At 71.9% G+C, this 20795-nt stretch carries 21 protein-coding genes; 5 read left to right on the top strand and 16 right to left on the bottom strand.

Going from position 1 to position 20795, the window contains the following annotated elements; translation table 11 throughout:
* Window positions 1-26 precede the first annotated feature (26 nt).
* The gene (locus tag ACY1JF_RS00225; protein WP_462702895.1) at window positions 27-1370 is read left to right on the top strand and encodes a DUF2637 domain-containing protein; all 1344 of its coding nucleotides are present in this window, start codon (window positions 27-29) and stop codon (window positions 1368-1370) included.
* A 36-nt stretch (window positions 1371-1406) separates the two neighbouring features.
* On the opposite strand, the gene ACY1JF_RS00220 is transcribed toward ACY1JF_RS00225, so the two are convergent.
* Entirely contained in the window at window positions 1407-2306 is a 900-nt protein-coding gene (locus ACY1JF_RS00220; protein ID WP_462702894.1) for a CPBP family intramembrane glutamic endopeptidase, read from the bottom strand.
* A gap of 334 nt (window positions 2307-2640) precedes the next feature.
* On the bottom strand, window positions 2641-4383 hold the full coding sequence (gene lysS / locus ACY1JF_RS00215; protein WP_462702893.1) for a lysine--tRNA ligase: 1743 nt from the start codon (window positions 4381-4383) through the stop codon (window positions 2641-2643).
* Between the two features lie 153 nt (window positions 4384-4536).
* Here lysS and argS point away from each other — a divergent pair, with 153 nt between their 5' ends.
* A complete protein-coding gene (gene argS, locus ACY1JF_RS00210) occupies window positions 4537-6312 on the top strand; it encodes an arginine--tRNA ligase (protein WP_462702892.1) in 1776 nt (591 codons plus the stop codon).
* A 107-nt stretch (window positions 6313-6419) separates the two neighbouring features.
* Here the strand turns inward: argS and ACY1JF_RS00205 are convergent, their stop codons facing one another.
* Together ACY1JF_RS00205 and ACY1JF_RS00200 are read right to left on the bottom strand one after the other, a co-directional pair.
* On the bottom strand, window positions 6420-7322 hold the full coding sequence (locus ACY1JF_RS00205) for an SAM-dependent methyltransferase (RefSeq protein WP_462702891.1): 903 nt from the start codon (window positions 7320-7322) through the stop codon (window positions 6420-6422).
* Window positions 7323-7455: 133 nt separating this feature from the next.
* A complete protein-coding gene (locus ACY1JF_RS00200) occupies window positions 7456-8955 on the bottom strand; it encodes a helix-turn-helix domain-containing protein (protein WP_462702890.1) in 1500 nt (499 codons plus the stop codon).
* 211 nt (window positions 8956-9166) lie between these two features.
* Between ACY1JF_RS00200 and ACY1JF_RS00195 the strand changes: the two genes are divergently transcribed.
* Window positions 9167-9886: a DUF4232 domain-containing protein gene (locus ACY1JF_RS00195; protein ID WP_462702889.1), complete on the top strand. Its 720-nt coding sequence runs from the start codon at window positions 9167-9169 to the stop codon at window positions 9884-9886.
* A 41-nt stretch (window positions 9887-9927) separates the two neighbouring features.
* Here the strand turns inward: ACY1JF_RS00195 and hemB are convergent, their stop codons facing one another.
* The 8 genes from hemB to ACY1JF_RS00155 all read right to left on the bottom strand — a co-directional run bounded on the left by hemB (window position 9928) and on the right by ACY1JF_RS00155 (window position 15695).
* On the bottom strand, window positions 9928-10920 hold the full coding sequence (gene hemB, locus ACY1JF_RS00190) for a porphobilinogen synthase (protein ID WP_462702888.1): 993 nt from the start codon (window positions 10918-10920) through the stop codon (window positions 9928-9930).
* 155 nt (window positions 10921-11075) lie between these two features.
* Window positions 11076-11621, bottom strand: coding sequence for a hypothetical protein (locus ACY1JF_RS00185; RefSeq protein ID WP_462702887.1), 546 nt, complete (start codon window positions 11619-11621; stop codon window positions 11076-11078).
* Window positions 11618-12715 carry a helix-turn-helix domain-containing protein gene (locus ACY1JF_RS00180; protein WP_462702886.1) on the bottom strand — a complete coding sequence of 366 codons (1098 nt, stop codon included), beginning with the start codon at window positions 12713-12715 and terminating at the stop codon, window positions 11618-11620. The genes ACY1JF_RS00185 and ACY1JF_RS00180 overlap by 4 nt, the downstream gene beginning before the upstream one ends.
* 244 nt (window positions 12716-12959) lie before the next feature.
* Window positions 12960-13370, bottom strand: coding sequence for a VOC family protein (locus ACY1JF_RS00175; protein ID WP_462702885.1), 411 nt, complete (start codon window positions 13368-13370; stop codon window positions 12960-12962).
* Between the two features lie 56 nt (window positions 13371-13426).
* Complete coding sequence (locus tag ACY1JF_RS00170; protein ID WP_462703173.1) at window positions 13427-13786, bottom strand: helix-turn-helix domain-containing protein; 360 nt, start codon at window positions 13784-13786, stop codon at window positions 13427-13429.
* A 29-nt stretch (window positions 13787-13815) separates the two neighbouring features.
* Window positions 13816-14151 (bottom strand): hypothetical protein, encoded by a 336-nt coding sequence (locus tag ACY1JF_RS00165; RefSeq protein WP_462702884.1) that lies wholly within the window; start codon window positions 14149-14151, stop codon window positions 13816-13818.
* Window positions 14144-15013 (bottom strand): helix-turn-helix domain-containing protein, encoded by an 870-nt coding sequence (locus ACY1JF_RS00160; protein WP_462702883.1) that lies wholly within the window; start codon window positions 15011-15013, stop codon window positions 14144-14146. The genes ACY1JF_RS00165 and ACY1JF_RS00160 overlap by 8 nt, the downstream gene beginning before the upstream one ends.
* 280 nt (window positions 15014-15293) lie before the next feature.
* Window positions 15294-15695: an ATP-binding protein gene (locus tag ACY1JF_RS00155; RefSeq protein WP_462702882.1), complete on the bottom strand. Its 402-nt coding sequence runs from the start codon at window positions 15693-15695 to the stop codon at window positions 15294-15296.
* Window positions 15696-15814: 119 nt separating this feature from the next.
* Between ACY1JF_RS00155 and ACY1JF_RS00150 the strand changes: the two genes are divergently transcribed.
* Both ACY1JF_RS00150 and ACY1JF_RS00145 read left to right on the top strand, forming a co-directional pair.
* Window positions 15815-16657, top strand: coding sequence for a helix-turn-helix domain-containing protein (locus ACY1JF_RS00150; protein ID WP_462702881.1), 843 nt, complete (start codon window positions 15815-15817; stop codon window positions 16655-16657).
* On the top strand, window positions 16645-16824 hold the full coding sequence (locus tag ACY1JF_RS00145) for a DUF397 domain-containing protein (protein ID WP_462702880.1): 180 nt from the start codon (window positions 16645-16647) through the stop codon (window positions 16822-16824). The genes ACY1JF_RS00150 and ACY1JF_RS00145 overlap by 13 nt, the downstream gene beginning before the upstream one ends.
* Window positions 16825-17453: 629 nt before the next feature.
* Here ACY1JF_RS00145 and ACY1JF_RS00140 read toward each other — a convergent pair.
* From ACY1JF_RS00140 to ACY1JF_RS00125, 4 genes are all read right to left on the bottom strand, one after another.
* A complete protein-coding gene (locus ACY1JF_RS00140; protein ID WP_462702879.1) occupies window positions 17454-17972 on the bottom strand; it encodes a DUF4396 domain-containing protein in 519 nt (172 codons plus the stop codon).
* 650 nt (window positions 17973-18622) lie between these two features.
* Window positions 18623-19249, bottom strand: a complete 627-nt coding sequence (locus ACY1JF_RS00135) for a DUF305 domain-containing protein (RefSeq protein ID WP_462702878.1) — start codon at window positions 19247-19249, stop codon at window positions 18623-18625.
* A gap of 132 nt (window positions 19250-19381) precedes the next feature.
* Entirely contained in the window at window positions 19382-19855 is a 474-nt protein-coding gene (locus ACY1JF_RS00130; RefSeq protein WP_462702877.1) for a DUF6153 family protein, read from the bottom strand.
* A 301-nt stretch (window positions 19856-20156) separates the two neighbouring features.
* Window positions 20157-20519, bottom strand: a complete 363-nt coding sequence (locus tag ACY1JF_RS00125; protein ID WP_462702876.1) for a CysS/YqeB C-terminal domain-containing protein — start codon at window positions 20517-20519, stop codon at window positions 20157-20159.
* Between the last annotated feature and the right edge of the window lie 276 nt (window positions 20520-20795).

Here is a 20795-nt window from a genome sequence, read left to right as displayed (position 1 = left end):
CAGCAGGCACTGGGAGGGGAGTACGGGTGGCCGCGCCACTTCAGCTGACACGGATGCACCGCGTTCTCATCGGGGTCGTCGTCTTCGGTGCCGTCATCATCGCGGGGATCGGTTTCGCCGGCTCGTACGCGGCCGTTCTCGACCTGGCCATGCAGAAGGGCTTCGGGAAGTTCAGCTACGTCTTCCCGATCGGCATCGACGCCGGCATCTGCGTCCTGCTCGCCCTGGACCTGCTGCTGACCTGGATCCGCATCCCGTTCCCGCTGCTGCGCCAGACGGCGTGGCTGCTGACGGCGGCGACGATCGCGTTCAACGGCGCGGCGGCCTGGCCGGACCCGCTGGGCGTCGGCATGCACGCGGTGATCCCGGTCCTGTTCGTGGTGGCCGTCGAGGCCGCCCGGCACGCCATCGGCCGGATCGCGGACATCACCGCCGACAAGCACATGGAGGGCGTCCGCCTCACCCGCTGGCTGCTCTCGCCGCTGCCGACCTTCCTGCTGTGGCGCCGGATGAAGCTGTGGGAGCTGCGCTCCTACGAGCAGGTCATCAAGCTGGAGCAGGAGCGCCTGGTCTACCAGGCCCGGCTCCGCTCCCGCTTCGGCCGCGCCTGGCGCCGCAAGGCCCCGGTCGAGTCGCTGATGCCGCTGCGCCTGGCCCGCTACGGCGTCCCGCTGGCGGAGACGGCCCCCTCGGGCCTGGCGGCGGCGGGCATCGAACCGGCCCTGCTGCCCCCGGCGCCCCCGCAGCAGACCCCCCAGCCCCAGCTCCAGCACCAGATACCGGCGCGGACGCGGACCCAGACACAGGGCCAGGACCAGGCCCAGGACCAGGACCAGGCCCGGGACCAGCCGCAGGTGGCGCCCGCCCCGGAACAGCGTCCCCAGCCGGCCTCGGCGCCCGGCCCGGAGCAGCAGCCGCCGGTGGTGGACGAGAGCAGCCCGTGGTTCAATGCCCCGCGCCAGACCGAGTACCGGGGCGGCTACGACCCGACGTACGACCCGGCCGAGCAGTACGCCCAGTGGTACGAGGAGCAGCAGCAGGCGGAGGAGTACCGGGACCAGTACGAGGAGGAGCCGCCGGTCGAGCCCTCCCCGGAGGAGACCGGCAGCTTCCCCATACCGGTGTCGCCGGGCCGTACCCGTGAGCTGGGCGAGGGCGGCGGCACCCCGGTCCGGGAGCCGGACGAGGAGGACTACTACCAGGTCTTCCGCAAGTCGGTCCCCGGCGGCGGCTATCCGACGCCGCGGGAGTTCGGCGAGAACGTGGAGGCCGAGTTCGGCAAGGCCCTCCTCCCGGAGGAGGCCAAGCGCATGGTCAACCGCTTCACCAACCGCTACAACGCGGAACTGGAAGAGGACCACATCGCCTGACCGCGCCCAGGATCCTCCCCTTCCCGCCCGGCCGCGTCACCCGGTCACGGGCCCGCCGGTCCGGCGCAGGCCCAGCCGCCCCCGGGTCGCCGCCAGGATCACCGCCGCCGCCAGCGCCGACGCGAGCAGGAAGGCGTAGGTCGTGGTCCCCGCCTCCGCCGACGGGAACATCTGCGACCACGCCACGGAGAAGAAGTTGTTCACGCTGGTGTGCAGCAGCATCACCAGCGGCATGCTCTCGCGGGAGCGGTTGAAGGCCCAGGTCATCACGGTACTGAAGGCGAGCGTCGTCCCCATGAAGGCCAGCACCTGGGCGGGGTCGGCGTCCGGGCCGCCGCCCCACTCGGTGAGGAACAGCGGCAGGTGCCAGGCGCCCCACACCACCCCCACCACCAGGGTGGCGACCAGCGGGCCGAAGCGGCGCTGCATGTGCGGCATCGCGAACTCCCGCCACCCCGGCTCCTCGGCCAGCCCCGTGGTGACCATCTGCAGGAGCAGTCCGGGGACGTACGCGGCGAGCACGGCGGCCGACGGCGGCACCGGGCTCTGCCCGGTCAGCGCGACGGTGGTGACCGTCAGCGCGGCCGGCACCGAGAGCGCCACGACCAGGAACCAGGACCAGCTCACCCTGAGCTTGGTCATCCGGACCCGCCACGCCCGCAGTCCGGCGCGTCCCTCCGTGCGGGCGGTGACCAGCAGCGCCGAGCCGATCGGGCCGAGGTAGGCGCCGGGCAGGACGCCGAGCAGCTGGCTGCCGAGCGCGCCGCCGGGGAAGGTCCAGTGCCACAGGCCGAGCCCGTTGCCGGAGAGGATGTACGGCGTCCAGGCCAGCCAGCTCAGCCCCAGGGCCAGCGCGAAGAACCAGGTGAGCGGTCGGCGGCGGATGGCGGAGGGGCGTGGTGCCGGGGCTTGCTGGGGGAGGCTGGTGAGCGTCACCGGGGTTGTCCCTTCGGAGAAGGCCGGGCGGCGGCCCGGCGGCGGCTGGGCGGCCTTCCGGCACCGCCCTCGCGATGCCTCCAGCACACCAGCGCCAAGCTCCCCGATCACTGCCGCGCACGCCCCGACTCCGGGTACAGCAGGCTGTACCGCCCCCGTCACCATCCCCCGGCCGCCCCCGTCACCACCCCGCTGTCACCACCCCCTGCCGCCCCTGTCGCCGCCCCTGCCTCCCCCGTCACCACCCCCGGCCGCCCTCACCCCCACCCCGCCCCGGACAACACGAAGGGGGCACCCGGCACTCACCGGGCACCCCCTCACCGTGCGGGAAGCGCTACGCCCCGAGCAGGGTCCGCACCCTCTCCTGCCCCACCGCCAGCAGCAGCGTCGGCAGCCGGGGACCGGTGTCGCGGCCGACGAGGAGGCGGTAGAGCAGGGCGAAGAAGGTGCGCTGGGCGGTCTTGATCTCCGGCGGGAGGTCCTTGGGCGTGGCGTCGGCGGGGAAGCCGGCCTGGACCTTGGGCACGCCGTAGACCAGGTGGGTCAGCCCGTCCAGCGACCAGTGGTCGGCGAGCCCGTCGAGCAGCAGCCGCACCGACCGCGCGGACGCCTCGTCGAGGGAGGCCAGCAGCTCGGTGTCGGGCCGCTCGCGCACGATGGTGCGCTGGTCGGCGGGGACGTGGGTGTTGATCCACGCCTCGGCCTTGTCGTAGCGCGGGCGGGCCTCGTCCAGCGACCCCAGCGGGTCGGCCGGGTCCAGCTCGCTGAGGATGCGCAGCGCCTGGTCCTCGTGCCCGGCGGTGATGTCCGCGACCGAGGCGAGCGTGCGGTACGGCAGCGGCCTCGGCGTCCTCGGCAGGTCGCCGGCGGCCGTGCGCACCGCGCGGGAGTGCGCGGCGACGTCGGCGGGCAGGGCGGTGCCGTCGGCCACCTTGGCGTCCAGCCGGTCCCACTCGTCGTACAGCCGCTGGATCTCCTGGTCGAAGGCGATCTTGAAGGACTGGTTGGGCTTGCGGCGGGCGTACAGCCAGCGCAGCAGCTGCGGCTCCATGATCTTCAGCGCGTCGCCGGGGGTCGGCACCCCGCCCTTGGACGAGGACATCTTGGCCATGCCGCTGATGCCGACGAAGGCGTACATCGGGCCGATCGGCTGCTCGCCGCCGAAGATGCCGACGATCTGCCCGCCGACCTGGAACGAGGACCCCGGCGAGGAGTGGTCCACCCCGCTCGGCTCGAAGACGACGCCCTCGTACGCCCAGCGCATGGGCCAGTCGACCTTCCAGACCAGCTTGCCGCGGTTGAACTCGCTGAGGCGGACCGTCTCCGAGAAGCCGCACGCCGTGCAGGCGTAGGTCAGCTCGGTCGAGTCGTCGTCGTAGGCGGTGACCGTCGTCAGGTCCTTCTCGCAGTTGCCGCAGTACGGCTTGTACGGGAAGTACCCGGCGGAGCCGGAGCTGCCGTCGTCCTCGGCGGCGGCGCCGGAGCCCTCCTCGGCCTCCAGCTCGGCCGCGTCCACGGCCTTCTGCTGGGGCTTCTTGGTCTTCGGCCTGGTGCGGTACTGGTCGAGGATCGCGTCGATGTCGGCGCGGTGCCGCATGGCGTGCAGGATCTGGTCGCGGTAGGCGCCGGAGGTGTACTGCGCGGTCTGGCTGATGCCGTCGAACTCCACGCCCAGCTCGCCGAGCGCCTCGATCATCGCGGCCTTGAAGTGCTCGGCCCAGTTCGGGTGTGCCGAGCCCTTCGGGGCGGGGACGGAGGTGAGCGGCTTGCCGATGTGCTCGGCCCAGGAGTCGTCGACGCCGGGGACACCGGCCGGGACCTTGCGGTAGCGGTCGTAGTCGTCCCAGGAGATCAGGTGCCGGACCTCGTGGCCGCGGCGGCGGATCTCGTCGGCGACCAGGTGCGGGGTCATGACCTCGCGGAGGTTGCCCAGGTGGATGGGGCCCGACGGGGACAGGCCGGACGCGACGACGACCTTTTTGGCGCCCGGGGCACGGCGCTCCGATTCGGCGATGACCTCGTCCGCGAAGCGGGAGACCCAGTCGGTGGTCTCTGTGCTCTGAGCCACGATCGGCACGTCCTTACTTTCCTGCACTGGTTCGAGCTGGGGTGACGGTCCATTCTCACAGACCGCGTCGCGCTCGGGAAAACGGCTTTGCCGGCCGGGAGAGACCCCGTGAGAGACTGGACGGGTCTATCGGTCCCCACGAGGAGAACGGCACACCTTCCTATGGCCTCGGTCACGTCCCTCAGCGACTCCGTCCACCAGCACCTCGCGTCCGCCCTGTCGGCCACCCGGCCCCAGGACGCCGGCGCGGACCCGCTGCTGCGCCGGAGCGACCGGGCGGACTACCAGGCCAACGGCATCCTGGCGCTGGCCAAGAAGGCGAAGGCCAACCCGCGCGAGCTGGCCACCGAGGTCGTCGCGCACCTCACCTCGGGCGGCACCGCGGGCGGTCTGATCGCGGACGTCGAGGTCTCCGGCCCCGGCTTCCTGAACATCACGATCAGCGACCGGGCCATCACCGAGAACCTCGCGGCGCGGTACGCGGACGACACCGGCCGCCTCGGCGTGCCGCACGCCGCCGCGCCGGGCACCACGGTCATCGACTACGCCCAGCCGAACGTGGCGAAGGAGATGCACGTCGGCCACCTGCGCTCGGCGGTGATCGGCGACGCGGTCCGGCAGATCCTGGAGTTCACCGGGGAGACGGTGGTCCGGCGCCACCACATCGGCGACTGGGGCACCCAGTTCGGCATGCTCATCCAGTACCTGGACGAGCACCCGCACGAGCTGGACCACAAGGACTCCCGGGTCTCCGGCGAGGAGGCGATGTCCAACCTCGACCGCCTCTACAAGGCCGCGCGGGGGCTGTTCGACTCCGACGAGGAGTTCAAGACCCGGGCCCGGCGCCGGGTGGTCGACCTCCAGGCCGGGGACGCGCACACGCTCGCCATGTGGCAGAAGTTCGTGGACGAGTCGAAGATCTACTTCTTCTCCGTCTTCGAGAAGCTGGACATGGAGATCCGCGACCCCGACATCGTCGGCGAGTCGGGGTACAACGACATGCTGGCCGAGACCTGCCGCCTGCTGGAGGAGTCGGGCGTCGCCGTCCGCTCGGAGGGCGCCCTGTGCGTCTTCTTCGACGACGTCAAGGGCCCGGACGGCAAGCCGGTCCCGCTGATCGTGCAGAAGTCCGACGGCGGCTACGGCTACGCGGCCACCGACCTCTCCGCGATCCGCGACCGCGTCTTCGGCCTGAAGGCGGACACGCTGCTCTACGTGGTCGACGCCCGCCAGTCCCTGCACTTCAAGATGGTCTTCGAGACGGCCCGGCGGGCCGGCTGGCTCGGCGAGGACGTCAAGGCCGTCCAGCTCGCCTTCGGCACCGTCCTGGGCAAGGACGGCAAGCCGTTCAAGACCCGGGCGGGCGAGACCGTCCGCCTGGTCGACCTCCTCGACGAGGCCATCGACCGCGCCTCGGCGGTCGTGCGGGAGAAGGCGCGGGACCTGTCCGAGGAGGAGATCACCGAGCGCGGCACCCAGGTGGGCATCGGCGCGGTGAAGTACGCGGACCTGTCGACGTCGGCCGGCCGGGACTACAAGTTCGACCTGGACCAGATGGTCTCGCTCAACGGCGACACCTCCGTCTACCTCCAGTACGCCTACGCCCGCATCCGCTCCATCCTGCGCAAGGCCGACGGCACCGGCCCGGCCGCCCACCCGGAGCTGGCGCTGGCGGCGCCCGAGCGCGCCCTGGGCCTGCACCTGGACTCGTTCGCCCAGACGGTGGCGGAGGCGGCGGCGGAGTACGCCCCGCACAAGCTGGCCGCGTACCTGTTCCAGCTCGCCTCCCTCTACACGTCCTTCTACGACAAGTGCCCGGTGCTCAAGGCCGAGACGCCCGCGCAGGTGGAGAACCGCCTGTTCCTGTGCGACATCACGGCCCGCACGCTGCACCGGGGGATGGCCCTGCTGGGCATCAGGACGCCCGAGCGGCTCTGACGCCCCGGTCGTGACACGTGCCGCGGCCCGTCCCCCTCTTCCCGGCGGAGGGGGACGGGCCGCGGCACGTGTGCGGCGGGCGGGCTCGGCGCAGCGCCGGCCACCGCTCAGCCCTTGCGGCCGACCCCCGCGTACACGTTGATGTCCGCGTCCGTGACGTCGTCGATGTCCCGGTACCGGACCTTCTCGATCTCCTCCAGGCCCGCCAGGTAACCGGGCTCCGGCTGCTCGGGCACGGGTGCCGCGTGGTCCGCCCGCCAGTGGTGCACCGGCACGACGCCCGGCTCGGCCAGTTCCAGCCCGTTCTCCGTGAAGAACCGCTCGACCTCGCCCTTCGACCGCAGCACGAAGGTGAACCCCCGCTCGGTGTAGGTCCGTTGCACCGCGCGGATGCTCTCCGGGTTCAGGTCCTCGGTGAGGTGGCTGAGCACGATCCGGCTGCCCGGCGGCAGCGCGTCGATCAACTTCCGCACCACCGGGTACGCCTCCTCGTCCGCCACGAAGTGCAGGACGGCGACCAGGCAGAGCGCGACCGGCCGGTCGAAGTCGAGCGTCCTGGCGGCCTGTTCGAGGATTCGCGCCGGGTTCCTCAGGTCGGCGTCGATGTAGTCCGTACGTCCCTCGGGCCCGCTGGTGAGCAGGGCGCGGGCGTGCGCGAGGACGACGGGGTCGTTGTCGACGTACACCACCCGGGAGTCGGGGGCGATGCGCTGGGCGATCTGGTGGACGTTCTCGGCGGTGGGCAGGCCGGTGCCGATGTCCAGGTACTGCCGGATGCCGTCCTCCCGGGACAGCGCGGTCACCGCGCGGCGCAGGAAGTCGCGGTTGTGCCGCACGTCCAGGTAGCCGCGCGGGTTGGCGGCCAGCCCGGCCGCCGCGGCGTCGCGGTCGGCGGGGTAGTGGTCCTTGCCGCCGAGGAAGACGTCGTAGACGCGGGCGGGGTGCGCCTTGCTGCTGTCGATCCTCCTGCGCAGTTCGGCGGGGTCCTGGCTGAGGGCGTCACCGGGCATGGGAGTCTCCGGGAGGTCACGAGGGACGGGACGGCCCGATCACCTTACGCCGCACGCCTGTTGAACCTTCACCGGTCCCTCGCCGTTTCTCCTCTCCCCCCTCCCCGCCGCGCCTCCCCGCCGCGCCTCCTCGTCATCCCTCCTCGAACCGCACCCACTCGCTTCCGCCCAGCGGCCAGCCGTAGTAGGAGGTACCCGAGGCGCTGGTGCGGAACGGCTTGCCGTGGTCGTCGATCCGCAGCGTCCCCTTGCGCGACCCGCTGGACCAGTCCAGCTCCAGCTGCCAGCGCACGTCGTGCCCGCTGGTGTGGGCGGTGACGTAGAAGACCTCGGGATCGGACTCGGTCACCTTGTACGGGAAGTTCCGCTGCCCGTTGACCGGCGTGGCCAGCGGGTTGCCCAGGTCCAGCGAGACGTCGAACGACTTGGTGCCGACCCCTCCCCCGCAGCCGACGCCCATCGCGTACTCGTTCCAGGTCAGCGGCGCGTCACTGCTGAGGACGCGTACGTGCAGGGCGTTCAGGACGACCGTCTCCTCGCCCGTGCCCTGCACGGTGAGGGCGACCTGCTGCCGGTCGGCGGCGACGGCGCCGAAGGAGGCGATCCAGCCGGCCGAGTCCTGCTGGGCGGGCGGCTCCAGCACGTTCTGGGGGCTGCGGTCGACCAGGAAGCTCTGGTCGCAGGGGTGGTCCCAGTAGTGCGGGGTGGTCTGCACGGTGACCGGGACGGGGCCGTCGGCCGCCGGTGCCGCCGCCGACGCGGACGCGGACGCGGTCGCGGCCCCGCTCTTGCTCGCGGCGGTCCGCGGGCCGGTACCGGCACTCGCGGTGGCCTTGGCGCTCGCGCTGGGGGAAGCCGACCGGCCGGCGGTCGGTGACGGGGCCGAGGAGCGCGCGGAGGGCTGTGTGGAGACGGTCGCCCCGACGGCGTCCGCGGTGTCCCGCCCCTCTTCCCCGTCCGGGAGCAGCCCGATCACGAGCGCCACGGCCGCGGCCAGCCCGACCCCCGTGCCGGCGGCGTACAGCACACGCTTGCGGGAGCGCCCGCCCCTTTCGCCGTCACCGGCAGTCGCCTCCCCGACCACGGTGACTTCGGCGGGGTCGCCCTCCGGCTCACCGTCGCCCGCGCCGGAGGCGGCAGCCGTCGCGTCCGGTACGGCCGCTTCCTCCGACGGCTCCCCGCCACGCGCCGCAGCACCCGCGCCCGTACCCACAGCGCCCGCGCCCGCACCGGCACCTGCACCGGCACCGGCACCCGCAGCGCCCGTACCCGCGCCCGCACCAGCACCCGCAGCACCCGTACTCGCAGTCGCACCACCGGACTTGGCGGCACCGCCCCCCTGCTCCCCCTGTTCCCCCCGCTCCCTCTGCTCCGCCGCCCCGTCCGTCTTCACCCCGCGCAGCGCGTCCGCGCGGATCCAGCGGCGGTGCAGTTCCAGCAGTTCCTCGGGCGTCGCCCGGCACAGCCGGGCCATCCGCTCGACGGAGGCGAACTCCGTCGGTACGACCTCGCCCTTGACGTACCGGTGAAGCGTCGACGCGCTCATGTGCAGCCGCTTGCCCAGTGCCCCGTAGCTGAGGCCCGACCGTTCCTTCAGCTCCCGCAGCAGTCCCGCGAAATCGTCCGCAGTCACCGTTTCTCCCGCTCCCCTTGTCCCCGCACCGCGTCCCAGGACAGGGACGTCTCTCCAGGTCAGAGTGGTTCCAGACGTCCCAGCGTCCCGCGTGTGCCGCCGCGGCTGGCGACCGGGACGGCCGCTGCCGCAGGCTGTGACCAGTCAAGCAGCCGCTCCCGGCGACGGTCGAGCGGCGCCACTCCCACCCACCTGTGAAGGGGATCACCTCATGTCCGCACGCACCACTCGGGTCCGTCTGTTCGCCGCCGCCACCGTCGCCCTGGCCGCGCTCTCCCTGACGGCCTGCGACGACGGCTCGGCCACCGGCCTGCGCACCGCGTCCGCCTCCTCGGACACCACCGCGCGGACCGGCACCGACGACACCGCGTCCACCGGCACGAGCGACACGAGCGGCACGAGCGGCACGGACACCACGACCGGCACGACCGGCACGGGCACGACCGGCACGGACACCGCCGGCAAGCAGGACGGCACCACCGCCGGCTCCCAGAAGACCACCGGGAACGACGCCGACTCCACGGTCCCCGGCGACTGCTCCGCCGACGACGTGCAGATCACCGCCACCGAGGTGTCCCGCCCGGTCAACCACCTGCTCCTGACCGCCACCAACACCGGCTCCAGGACCTGCTCCCTGCCCACCTACCCGGCGGCCAGGTTCGGCGAGGCCCAGTCCGTGCCGCCGGTCATGGAGGACAGCAAGCCGCAGGCGCTGACCACGCTGGAGCCGGGCGGCTCCGGCTACGCGGGCGTCCTGCTCTCGGCCGGCGACGGCAGCGCCGCGAACGGCCACACGGCGACCACGCTGACGATCCCGTTCGACGACGGTTCCATCGCCACGGTCAGCCTGCCCGCCGCCGGCGTCCACGTCGACGACTCCCTGTCGGTCACCTACTGGCTGACCGACCGCGCCACGGCCCTGACCTACTAGGGACACCGCGCCGCGTGCCGCGCGAAGTCGGGTACGTCCGGTCAGCGCAGGGTGCGCGCGACCTCCACCGCCCAGTAGGTCAGGATGTTCCGCGCACCGGCCCGCTTGATCCCGGTCAGCGACTCCAGGATGGCCCGGTCCCGGTCGATCCACCCCTTCTCCGCGGCGGCCTCGATCATCGAGTACTCACCGGAGATCTGGTAGGCGGCGACCGGCACGTCCACGGCCTCCGCCACCTTCGCCAGGATGTCGAGGTAGGGCCCGGCCGGCTTGACCATCACCATGTCGGCGCCCTCCTCCAGGTCCAGCGCCAGCTCCCGCAGGGACTCGCGCACGTTGGCGGCGTCCTGCTGGTAGGTCTGCCGGTCCCCCTTCAGGGACGACCCGACGGCCTCCCGGAAGGGCCCGTAGAAGGCGGACGCGTACTTGGCCGTGTACGCGAGGATGGCGACGTCCTCCCGCCCGATCTGGTCCAGGGCGTCCCGGACGACCCCGATCTGCCCGTCCATCATCCCGCTCGGCCCGACGACGTGCGCCCCGGCGTCGGCCTGCACCTGGGCCATCTCGGCGTACCGTTCGAGGGTGGCGTCGTTGTCGACGCGGCCTTCCCCGTCCAGCACCCCGCAGTGCCCGTGGTCCGTGAACTCGTCGAGACACAGGTCGGACATCACGAGCAGCTCGTCGCCGACCTCGCCGCGCACGTCCCGCAGCGCGACCTGGAGGATCCCGTCCGGATCGGTCCCGGCCGTCCCGAGCCCGTCCTTCTTCTCCTCCTCCGGCACGCCGAAGAGCATGATCCCGGAGATCCCGGCCTCCACCGCCTCGACGGCGGCCTTCTTCAGCGTGTCCCGCGTGTGCTGCACGACCCCCGGCATCGCGGCGATCGGCACGGGCTCGCCGATCCCCTCCCGCACGAACGCCGGAAGGATGAGATCGGCGGGATGCAGCCGCGTCTCGGCGACCATCCGACGCATCACGGGGGTGGACCTCAGCCGCCGGGGCCGGCTTCCGGGAAAGCTTCCATACGTCGACATACCACCTACGCTACGCCCGCCCCCACGATGCCTTTGCCGACGCGCAGTCGGCCCACGCCCACCCGCCCCGCCACCACCCGCCCCGCCACCACCCGGTCCCCACCACCCGGCCCGCCGCTGACGGGCACGCGAGCGGGGGCGGGGCCGCGGCTCCTTCAGAAGACGCCCTCGCGGGCGCACCACTCGGCGAATCCGCCCGGCTTGAAGGGAAGCCGGTAGTCCCCCGCGAGCAGGTCGTCCGCCACCGCGGACACCAGGGGAACCGTGAGGAGGCCGGCGTGGATGGCGTCGCAGAGCAGGCCCAGGGTGCGGCGTACGGTGACGTCGCGCGCTCGCGCGGCCTTCACGGCCACCCGGTCGTCGACGACCGCCACGGCGTCCGGCAGGGTTTCGGCCGGCGCGAGCACCCCGCACTCGCCGACGTTGCGCCCGTCCGGGCCGACCAGCTGGCTCTCGTAGCGCGCGAAGGCCCTGTGCAGGACGGGTGTGTCGAGGAGGACCGTTTTGATCCAGTCGGCGTCCAGGACGGAGCTCAGGTGGGGGTGCTGCGCGACGCCGTTGCGCAGTTCCTCGGCGACCACGTCGGGGATCACCACCCTGTGCTCCTTGAGCACGACTTCGAGCACGCGTAACCACTGCGCCCGGGCGAAATGACTCAGCGGTCCGGTGTCCAGCACATAGGTGCACTGCCCACCGGTCACGACGTCACGTCCCAGATCTCCGTCTCCGGCAGCGGGGGCAGGTCGGGGAGGGAGTCGCGCCGGAAACTCCCGCGCAGCAGCCCGAGAGCGCGGTCGGCGGTGACCACCTCGTGCCGGTAAAGCTTCAGAACGGCCTGTTCGTAGGGGCGCGGCAGAGCCACCGGGGCCAGCTCGTCGCGGACCACGAGGTTCTTCTCCACGATGTCGGCCTGCTTGGTCTGGATCCGCCGGATCGCGGCGGCGCGGTCGCCGTCCGCCAGTCCCGTCTCGACGAGTCTGCGCGCCAGGGTCGCCATGTCCACCCCGTAGTGGCTGGCGGCACGCACCGCCGCGTCCCGCCACGTCTCCTCCGGGATGTCCAGCCAGTCCGCCCAGCGTTCCCGGAGGTCCGCGCCGGGCAGGAGCAGTGCCCGTGCGAAGCGGTCCAGCCTGGCCTCGATGCCGTGGGCCTCCGCGGCGGCCACCCGCCAGTCCAGGGAGAACTGGTCGGCGACGAGGTAGTGCCCCAGTTCGTGGGCGGCGGCGAGGCGACGCCGGCCGACCCGCCAGTGCCCGTTGACCAGCGCGACGCCACCGCGTCTCAGCAGCACCGTGCCGGCGTCCGCCCCCTCTCCGAGATCCACCGAGAACACCAGGAGGCCCAGGACCGCGGCCCACCGCGAGAACTCGTAGACCGGCTGCGACGGCTCCAGCCCCATCAGCCGACGGGCCGAGGCCGCCAGTTCCTCCGCCTCCTCCCCCGTGGCCGGGTGCGGTACGGGCCCGGGCTGCCCGGCGACCAGGTCCGGACAGCGGGAGGTGACGAACTCGGCGTCGCGGACCAGCGAGTCGAGTTCCGTGTCGATGTCCTGGACGGCCGCCCCGGGCCGGGCCCTGCGGTAGGAGGCGAGCGCGGGCGGGGCCTCCTCCACGAACCACTCCACCCGGTGTCCCAGTTCGCGCGCGATCGAGACGAGTTCCACGGCGGACACCCGACGACTGCCCGACTCGATCTTCGCCAGTGCCGTGCGGTCCATGCCGACCGACGCCGCCAGCTGAGCCTGAGTGACGCCGCGCTCCGCTCGCGCCTGGGCTACCCGCTCACCGATCTCCATGTGTGCGAAATTAGCACCCCGCCCCGGTTTTCGTCACCGAATGCGCACAATCCGTCCCTGAGGGTGACGCGCGCCCGCGATCGGACGTCACCGCCGGTTCGCCCCCGGCCGCACCGCACCGCACCGCGCACGGCGTGCCGCACCGTGCACGGCGTGCCCGGGGAATCCCGTCCCGATCGGTCCCGGCATTCCCCCCGCGCCCGCTCCCGTGTGCCTCACCGACGCGCGGCCGGCCGGGCCGCTCTCAGCCCTTCGACTGGGTGAAGCGGATGCGGTTGCCGAAGGGGTCGCGCAGCCCGCAGTCGATCCCGTACGGCCGCTCGGTCGGCGCCTCCGTGAACTCCACCCCCTTCTCCAGCAGCGTCTCGTAGGTCTTGCGGCAGTCGTCGGTGGTGAGGATGAGCCATCCGCCCATCGCGCCCTTGGTCACCAGCTCGCGCACCTGCTGCGCCGTCTCCTCCGACATGGCCGGAGCGCCCGGCTTCTCCAGCAGGATCTCCCGCCCGGGGTGGCCGGGAACGCCGACGGCGAGCCAGCGCATGAAGCCCATGTCGACGTCGGCCGTGACCTCCAGCCCCAGCTTGCCGACGTAGAAGTCGAGGGCCTCGTCCTGGTCGAGGACGTATATCTGCGAATGCGTGATGGCGTTGAACATGACCGCCACGCTACTGAGCGGAGCGCCCGGATACTTATCCGAAACTGCTCAGCCGCTCAGTCGCTCGGCCGCGTCCACGCCATCGTGAAGCAGGTCGGCACGCGCGCGGCCACCGCCGCCTTCCGGTACTCCCGCGGCGACCGCCCGACGATGTCCCGGAACGTGCGGCTGAAGGTCCCCGTGCTGCCGAACCCGACCTCGAAGCAGATGTCGGTCACGCTCCGCCCGGTCTCCCGCAGCAGGAACATCGCCCGCTCCACGCGCCGCCGCTGCAGGTACCGGTGCGGGGTCTCCCCGAACGTCGCCCGGAAGGTCCGCGCGAAGTGCGCCGGCGACACGTGCGCGATCCGCGCCAGCGCCGGTACGTCCAACGGCCGCGCGTACTCCCGGTCCATCGCGTCCCGCGCCCGCAGCATGCGGCGGTTGCTCTCTTCGACAGCCCGGCTCACGGCGCCATTTCACCACGGTCACCGTCCCTGACGACCCGCAGGGCGGGCGGCGGCATCGCGAACTCGCCGAGGTCGAAGGCGGCGTCCCGCCACTGGCCGGCCAGGTACAGGAGCCGGTCGGTGTCGTCGGTGAACGGCGGTCGCGCCGCCCCCGGCACGGCCGGGGCCAGGACCACGGCGGCGAGCCGGACCGCCCACAGCGCGGCACCGGCGTGCGGTTCCACGCCGTGACCGCCTGCCCCTTCGTCCCTGAGCACCTCCAGAAGCGAGGACATCTGCAGGAGCGTGCTGTGGGCGTGCCAGTAGGCCGCCCGCATCGTCTCGTCAGCCACGGTCGGCGTCCCCTCTCGCCCGGCGGTCCCGGCAGTCCCGGCACCAGGAACCCTCGGGGGCGCGGAAGGGGCGACCGCAGTACCCCGCGCAGTTGGTCATGGGATACCAGGGTCTCGTCTCGTGCTCCTGACGCGTCGCCAGGACGACCGTCTCCGGCACGGGCGGCAGAGGCGGCGGCAGCGTCTCCTTCAGCCGGTACGCGAGGAATCCGGCCGGATGTTTCAGGAGAACGGGCACGTCATGGGTCAGGGCGTGGTGCACGGCCGTCCTGTTCGCCCCGTTCTCGAACCACGCCACGACGGCGGGCACCAGCCGCCGCACGTCCTTGCGCGACAGCGTGAACCGGCTGTCGGACCGCCGCAGCCCGACGAGCAGCGACTCGGCCTTCTCCTCATGCTCGCTGCGGGGCGGCTCGGCCTCCTCCACGACGGGCTCGGCCTCCACGACCGCGGGTACTTCAGGGGCGGGGGCAGGGACGGGGACAGGGGCCCTCCGCTCCCCCGGCACGTCGTGAGCGAACGTCCGCGTGACGAACCGCCCCCCGTCGACCCGTTCCCGCACCCGCTCGATGTACCCGCTGGCCTCCAGCTCCCGCAGCGCGAACCCGATCCGGTCCCGCCCCTCGGGGAAACGGGCGGCGAGCGTACGGATGTCGGAGGCGCCGCCGTCCGGCAGCGACAGGATGTACACGGCCAGCCCGATGGCGACCAGCGACAACTGGCGGTGCTGGGCGAGGTGGTTGCCGATGATGGTGTACCGGTCGGGTTGGTACGTCCGTACGTGCGTGACCCCCGAGGGGGCGGCGGTACGGGGAACGCCCTCACGCGAGCGTTGGGCAGGGATAAGCTGTCGCGCAGCCATAAGGGAAGGGTTTCGCTTCCTACTTGGTGAGGCCCTCGCCCTGGGAGTGCTAGTCCCTGGCGGGGGCCGCATGTGTCATATGCGGCGGCGGAGTTGCCTGGTCCCGAGAGTGCCCGCCCGCGCGGCGCCCGCGCCAGCCCCGCCAGCCCCTTTCACCCACCCGAGTGACGTACACCGGGTTTGGTTGGGTTGGGAAGGGTTCTTTCCCCGAGTTCTTTGGTCTTTCACCGCCCGCCGCTCCGGCCTCCGCGCCACCGGCTCCCGTGTTTCCGGGCTCCGGTCAGACGGGATCGATCTCGGCCCACACCGTCTTGCACGGCACGGGCCCGCCGACCACCCCCCACCGATCCGCCAACTCCCCGACCAGCACCAACCCGTACCCCGACTCCCCGTCCGCCGCCTCCCCCTGACCGGGCAACCGGTCCCCCCGCGCGTCCACGACCTCGATCCGCAGCACCCCGCCCTCGCCGACGGAGAGACCGAGCCGGAAACTCCGCCCCGGTACCCGCCCGTGCAGGACGGCGTTGGCGGCGAGTTCGGCGACGACGAGCCGGGCGGGGTCCAACGGCAGCCCCCACTCATTCAGCTTTTCGACGGCCAGCAAGCGGGCGAGGCGCGCACCGCGCCGGGTCGCGGAGAGCGGCACGGTGAAGTGCCGAGTACGGGTGATGTGTCGGTTCACATCACAGAGCGTGTCGACGCATGCGTAGCCTGTGAAGGGAATCACCCCGTGCGGACGAGAGCTGTCCAGGTGGCGGCCGGTTTCCGTCCGGGACGTACGGCGACGGGAGGGCGGTAGGCATGGGCGAGTGGGACGTGGCTCCGGAGGACGACGAGGCCACGGGCGTGATCAGGACGGTGGCCCGGCAGTTGAAGCTGTGGCGCGAGTCCGCCGGCCTCACCCAGCCGGAGTTCGGAGCGGCCATCGGGTACGGCGAGGAGCTGGTCTCGTCCGTCGAGCGCATGAGACGCATCCCCCGCCCCGAGTACCTGGAGGCGGCGGACGAGGTCCTGAACGCGGGCGGCAGGATCGCGGCGCTGCAGAAGGACCTGGCGGACGTCCGGTACCCGAAGAAGGTACGGGATCTGAAGAAGGTGGAGGACGACGCGACGGAGCTGTGCGCTTACAACAACTCCGTCGTCCACGGGCTGTTGCAGACGGAGGAGTACGCGCGGGCGGTACTCGGCGCGCGTAGACCACCCTTCACGGACGACAAGCTGGAGCAGCACCTGGCAGCCCGCATGGTTCGCCAGGAGATCGTCGACGGCACTACAGGCCGCCCTGTCTTCAGCTTCGTCCAGTGCGAGTCGACCCTCCGGCGGCTGATCGGAGGCAAGATGGTGATGCGCAGGCAGCTCGAACGACTGTTGGAGGTCGCTGGCTTCTGCAACGTCGACCTCCAGGTGCTCCCGCTGAGCTGTGAAGAGAACTCGGGACTCGACGGTTCGTTCCGGTTGCTCCGCTTGAAGGACGGCACAACGGTCGGGCACGTGGAGGTGCAGCACATCAGCCGGGTGATCACCGACCAGAAAGAGGTGCAACTCCTCGACATGCGTTATGGGATCATCCGGGCGCAGGCTCTCAGCCCCCGGGAATCAACGGCCCTCATCGAAAAGGTACTCGGAGAAACATGCAGTGGATAAAGAGCAGCTACAGCACGTCTGACGGCCCCGACTGCGTCGAGGTGGCCACTCCCGATCTGGAGCTGGACCACGTCCTTGTGCGCGACTCGAAAGACCCTCACCGAGGCCATCTCGCCGTCACCCCCACCACCTGGGCGGCCTTCTTGCCGTACGCCTCTGGCCACTGACGTACTCACCGCCCTCCGGACCACCCTCCCGGAAACCGATGACACTTCGACCCGAAGTGTCATCGACTCGGCGGCAGGGCCCGGCGTCGACGCGTGGCCCGTCCCCCGGCGCCCCGGGTGACGGGCCACGCGCTTACGGCCTCGGGGGACATCGGTGCAGCGGTCGGCGCCGAGAACGATCATGGTCAGGGCGTGAGCGCGTTGCCCCGGTTCTCGTACTCCCGGCGGGCTTCGCACTGGGCCGGGACCGCGGGGAAGCCCTGGCCGCGCCGTACGGTCACCCCCTGGTCGAGCGTGGCCCGCGCGGAGGGAGTAGGCGACCTTGCCCGGCATGCCGGGTGCGACCGGCGACTCCGGGACCGGGGCATCCTCCTCCAGGACCAGGTCCTGCCGGGCGGTCGACCGCTGGTCGGTCGAGACCCGCTTGTAGAGCGGGTTCGCCACCGGGGCCCTTCCGTTCGGAGAACCGGACCCTGTCCGTCGTCAAACCCTGTCAGCAATCGTCATCGGATCTGATGGGGTTCGCGCCGCCCCGAACCCCTGGATCGCACGGATTCACTGGACGCGTCGGCCGCCTGTCACCAAACGGTGGTGAGCTCAAGCGGTCAGCGCATCACCGTGGTTCAGGGTCAGTGGTAGGCGTGGACGACGGCGTGGCCCTTGCCGCGGCCGATCATCCACTTGTTGACCGGAGTGGTGATCAGGAAGGCGACGGCGAAGCCGCCCAGCAGAGCCGACCAGAACAGCCCGTCGGACAGGTGGGCGTCCATCGCTCCGGGCGTCAGCGCGATGATCACGTTGTCGACGAGTTCCATGACCGCGATGGAGACCGTGTCCGCGGCGAGCGCGATCTTGACGGCGCTCTTGAAGTCCAGGCCGGCCCGGCGGACCGCGAACAGCGTGAACGAGTAGCCGAAGACGAAGGCCAGGGCGATCGCCAGGATCATGGTGGGCACATTGCCCCACAGCAGGGCCGTGCCGATGACCATGCCGAGGACCTCGCCGATGGCGCAGCCGGTGAGGCAGTGCAAGGTCGCCTTGGCCGCGGTCGGCCACGACGCGCCCGACCGCCCGTGGCCACTGTGATGGCCGGCGTGGTGAGCGGCGTGGTCGTGCACGGTGGGTGTGTGGTGTGCGCTGTGGTCCATGTCCTTCATCCCCATTCCCCGTCCAGTGTGTCCCGCTGCCGGGCTCCACACCACGAACGCCATACCCCCCAGGGGTATTCCCCTAGGGGGTGTTCGGGTGTCGTCGGCGGCTGATGGAGGACCGTCCAGGTCCGGCCGGCGTCGGTGCTGCGGACCAGGCCCAGATGCGGGGAGCGGGCTTCGGGGTCGGCGGGCGAGGGGTGGCCCGAGGCGAGGAACGTGCACGGGCCGGTGACGGTGAGGTGAGGTGAGGTGAGGTGAAGCCCATCGTGTCCCGGTGGCGGTCGGCCACCCGCTGGGCGCTGTCGCCGGTGAGGCGGAAGACGCCGTGGCGGCCGGCGGCGTGAACGGTGTCGGCGGCCGGGTCGAGACCCGGGCCGTGCGGGTGGCCGGCCCCCGGGTCCGGCGCCGCGGACCGGGCAGCGGTACCGGCGGTACCGGGGGCGGAGCAGGCGGCGGGCAGGAGGCCGGCTGCCGTCAGGAGGCAGGCGGCGCGAGCGCGGCGGCGGGGTACGCGGACAGGGCTGGTCACGAGGGGTCCAGACTGTCGTGCGGGAAAAGGCGGGAAGAGCGGCGACGCGACGACTGGGTGCGCCGGGCCGGGGGCGGGCGCGGGAAGCGTCCCGCCCCCGGCGGGCCGGCGGGCGGGGTCAGTTCTTGCCGAGCAGCTTGTTCATCCGGGTGATCTCGGCGGTCTGGGAGGCGATGATGTCCCCGGCCATCTTCCGGGCCGGTTCGTAGGCGCCGTCGGCCCGCTCGGTCTCGGCCATGGCGACCGCGCCTTCGTGATGCTTGATCATCATCTCCAGGAAGGCGGTGTCGAACGCCTTGCCCGAGGCGTCCTTGAGCTGCCGCATCTCCTCAGCGCTCATCATCCCGCCCCCGCCGTGCATGGAGTGGTCCATGGTGCCCTCGGCGGGGACCTCCTCGCCCCACGAGGCCAGCCAGCCGGACAGCGTCCTGATCTCCGGGTCCTGGGTCTTCTTGATGTCCGCGGCAAGCGTCTTCACCTCGGCCGACCGTGCCCGCGACGGCGCGAGGTCGGCCATCTCCACGGCCTGGCGGTGGTGGGGGATCATCCCCTTGGCGAAGGTGACGTCGGCCGCGTTGTGCTGACCTCGTGAGGCCGGTGCCGACTCGGAGGGCGACTTCGTGCTGTGGCCGTCGTGTCCGGCTGTGCTGTCGCCGTCTGTGCCGCAGGCGGTCAGGACGAGCGCGGCCGCGCCGGCGGCAGCGACAGCGGCGGTACGGCGGACGAGGGAACGCGTGCTGTTCATGGTGGTGCGACTCCTTCACGCCGCCCCAGGCACTGGGGCGCGCGGATGTGGTGGAGAACGAGGGCGTGCGAGGGCGCGGCACCGGTCACCGGCAGGAGCCGGGACACACAGGAGGGTGCCGTGCGGGTCGCTCTACGTCCGCAGGAGTTGCAGCTCGGACAGGTCGGGCGGGGCCCGCTCGCTCACGGCGGACGCCGGCGCCGCTCCCATCGGGGTGTGGGCGGCCGGGGCGTCCATGAGAGCCGCGGTCAGCGCGGGGGGCGTGTAGGGCACGCCGACCCCGGCGGCCGCGCAGATGGCGTCCGCGTGATCCAGGTGACCGGCGCTGCCCTTGGTGTGCGAGCGGTCCTCGGCTCCCTGGTGATCACCGGCGGGTGCAGCCGTCACCATCTGGTGGCCGGCGTCGGCGGGTGCAGCCGTCACCGTCTGATGGCCGGCATCGGCGGGTGCAGCCGTCACCGTCTGATGGCCGGCGTCGGCGTGCGCCGCCGGCGCACCGCCGGGGGGCAGGGCGTGCATGCCGAGCACGCCGGCCAGCACAGTCAGGACCAGCAGCGCGAACAGCCGCCCGGCGGAGCGGCTGCCTGAAAGGCTGCGTACGGTCACCGTTTCATCGTACGGTGCGGCCCTTCACCCGCGGGCCGCTGCCGGCTCCAAGCGGACGAAGCGACGGGCGCTCGACTGCTCGCCCCGACCGGCGCTTCAGCCTGGTCCGCCGCCCTCGTCGTCCTCGTCCAGCCCCTGAGCTTCCCCCGTTGTGCGGGAGGTGCTGACTAGCTGGTCAGAAGGGGTCGGCAGGGTTTCGGGTGCACCGGTTCGGCCGCTGCCTGATCGGCGTAGTGCTTCTCCTCGAACTCGACGGGGCTGAGGTGGCCGAGGGACACGGTCCAGACAGTCTCACCGTCATTCATTCCGCGGCCGGACCTGACTTCCGCGACGTCCTCCAGTACTGGCGTCGCTTCTCGTCCCGCACCACGACGCCGAGACGAGCCAGTTCCCCACGAAGTTCCCAAACGTCCTCGTGGAAGCGCCCCTTCTTCTCCAGCGACTCCTGGCGGGCCTTGAGGATGGCGTTCGCACCCTCCGGGAGACCGGGAGCACCCGGGACCCGGCGGCGGAACTCGTCCTGGTGAGGATCGACGTCCGCCCACACGTAATGGTGCTCGGTAAAGGCGTCGGCAACGCGGCCGAAGTCCAGATCGCACTCGTGCCGAGCGAGCCCGCCACCGTCGTGGCCGAGCAGGACGAGTTGCTTGCCGTCCCGGAACACTGCGGCGGCGTCTCCGCGGTCGCGGCGAGCACCTCGGGCGCGGGAAGGCTGTCCGCGTCGTCCAGGCCGGGGTCGCGGAGCCAGGTGATGTCGAGGTCGGCCTTGTCGCGGGCGGCCGGTTCCTCGTGGGTGAACGCCTTGAAGCGTTCCGTCCCCGCACTTGGAGCGGTCCTCGTCGGGCCGGCAGCACTGCACGAAGTCCTCAAGGCGGGCCCGGGTGAGCGGGTTCTGCTTGAGGGTGGAGGGCTGGGCGGTACGAAAGGCGTAGACCCAGGG

The organism is Streptomyces sp. SYSU D01066-1 (assembly GCF_054956795.1).
The sequence above is the reverse complement of the archived record's forward strand: the minus strand, read 5'-3'. Positions and strand labels throughout refer to the sequence as shown.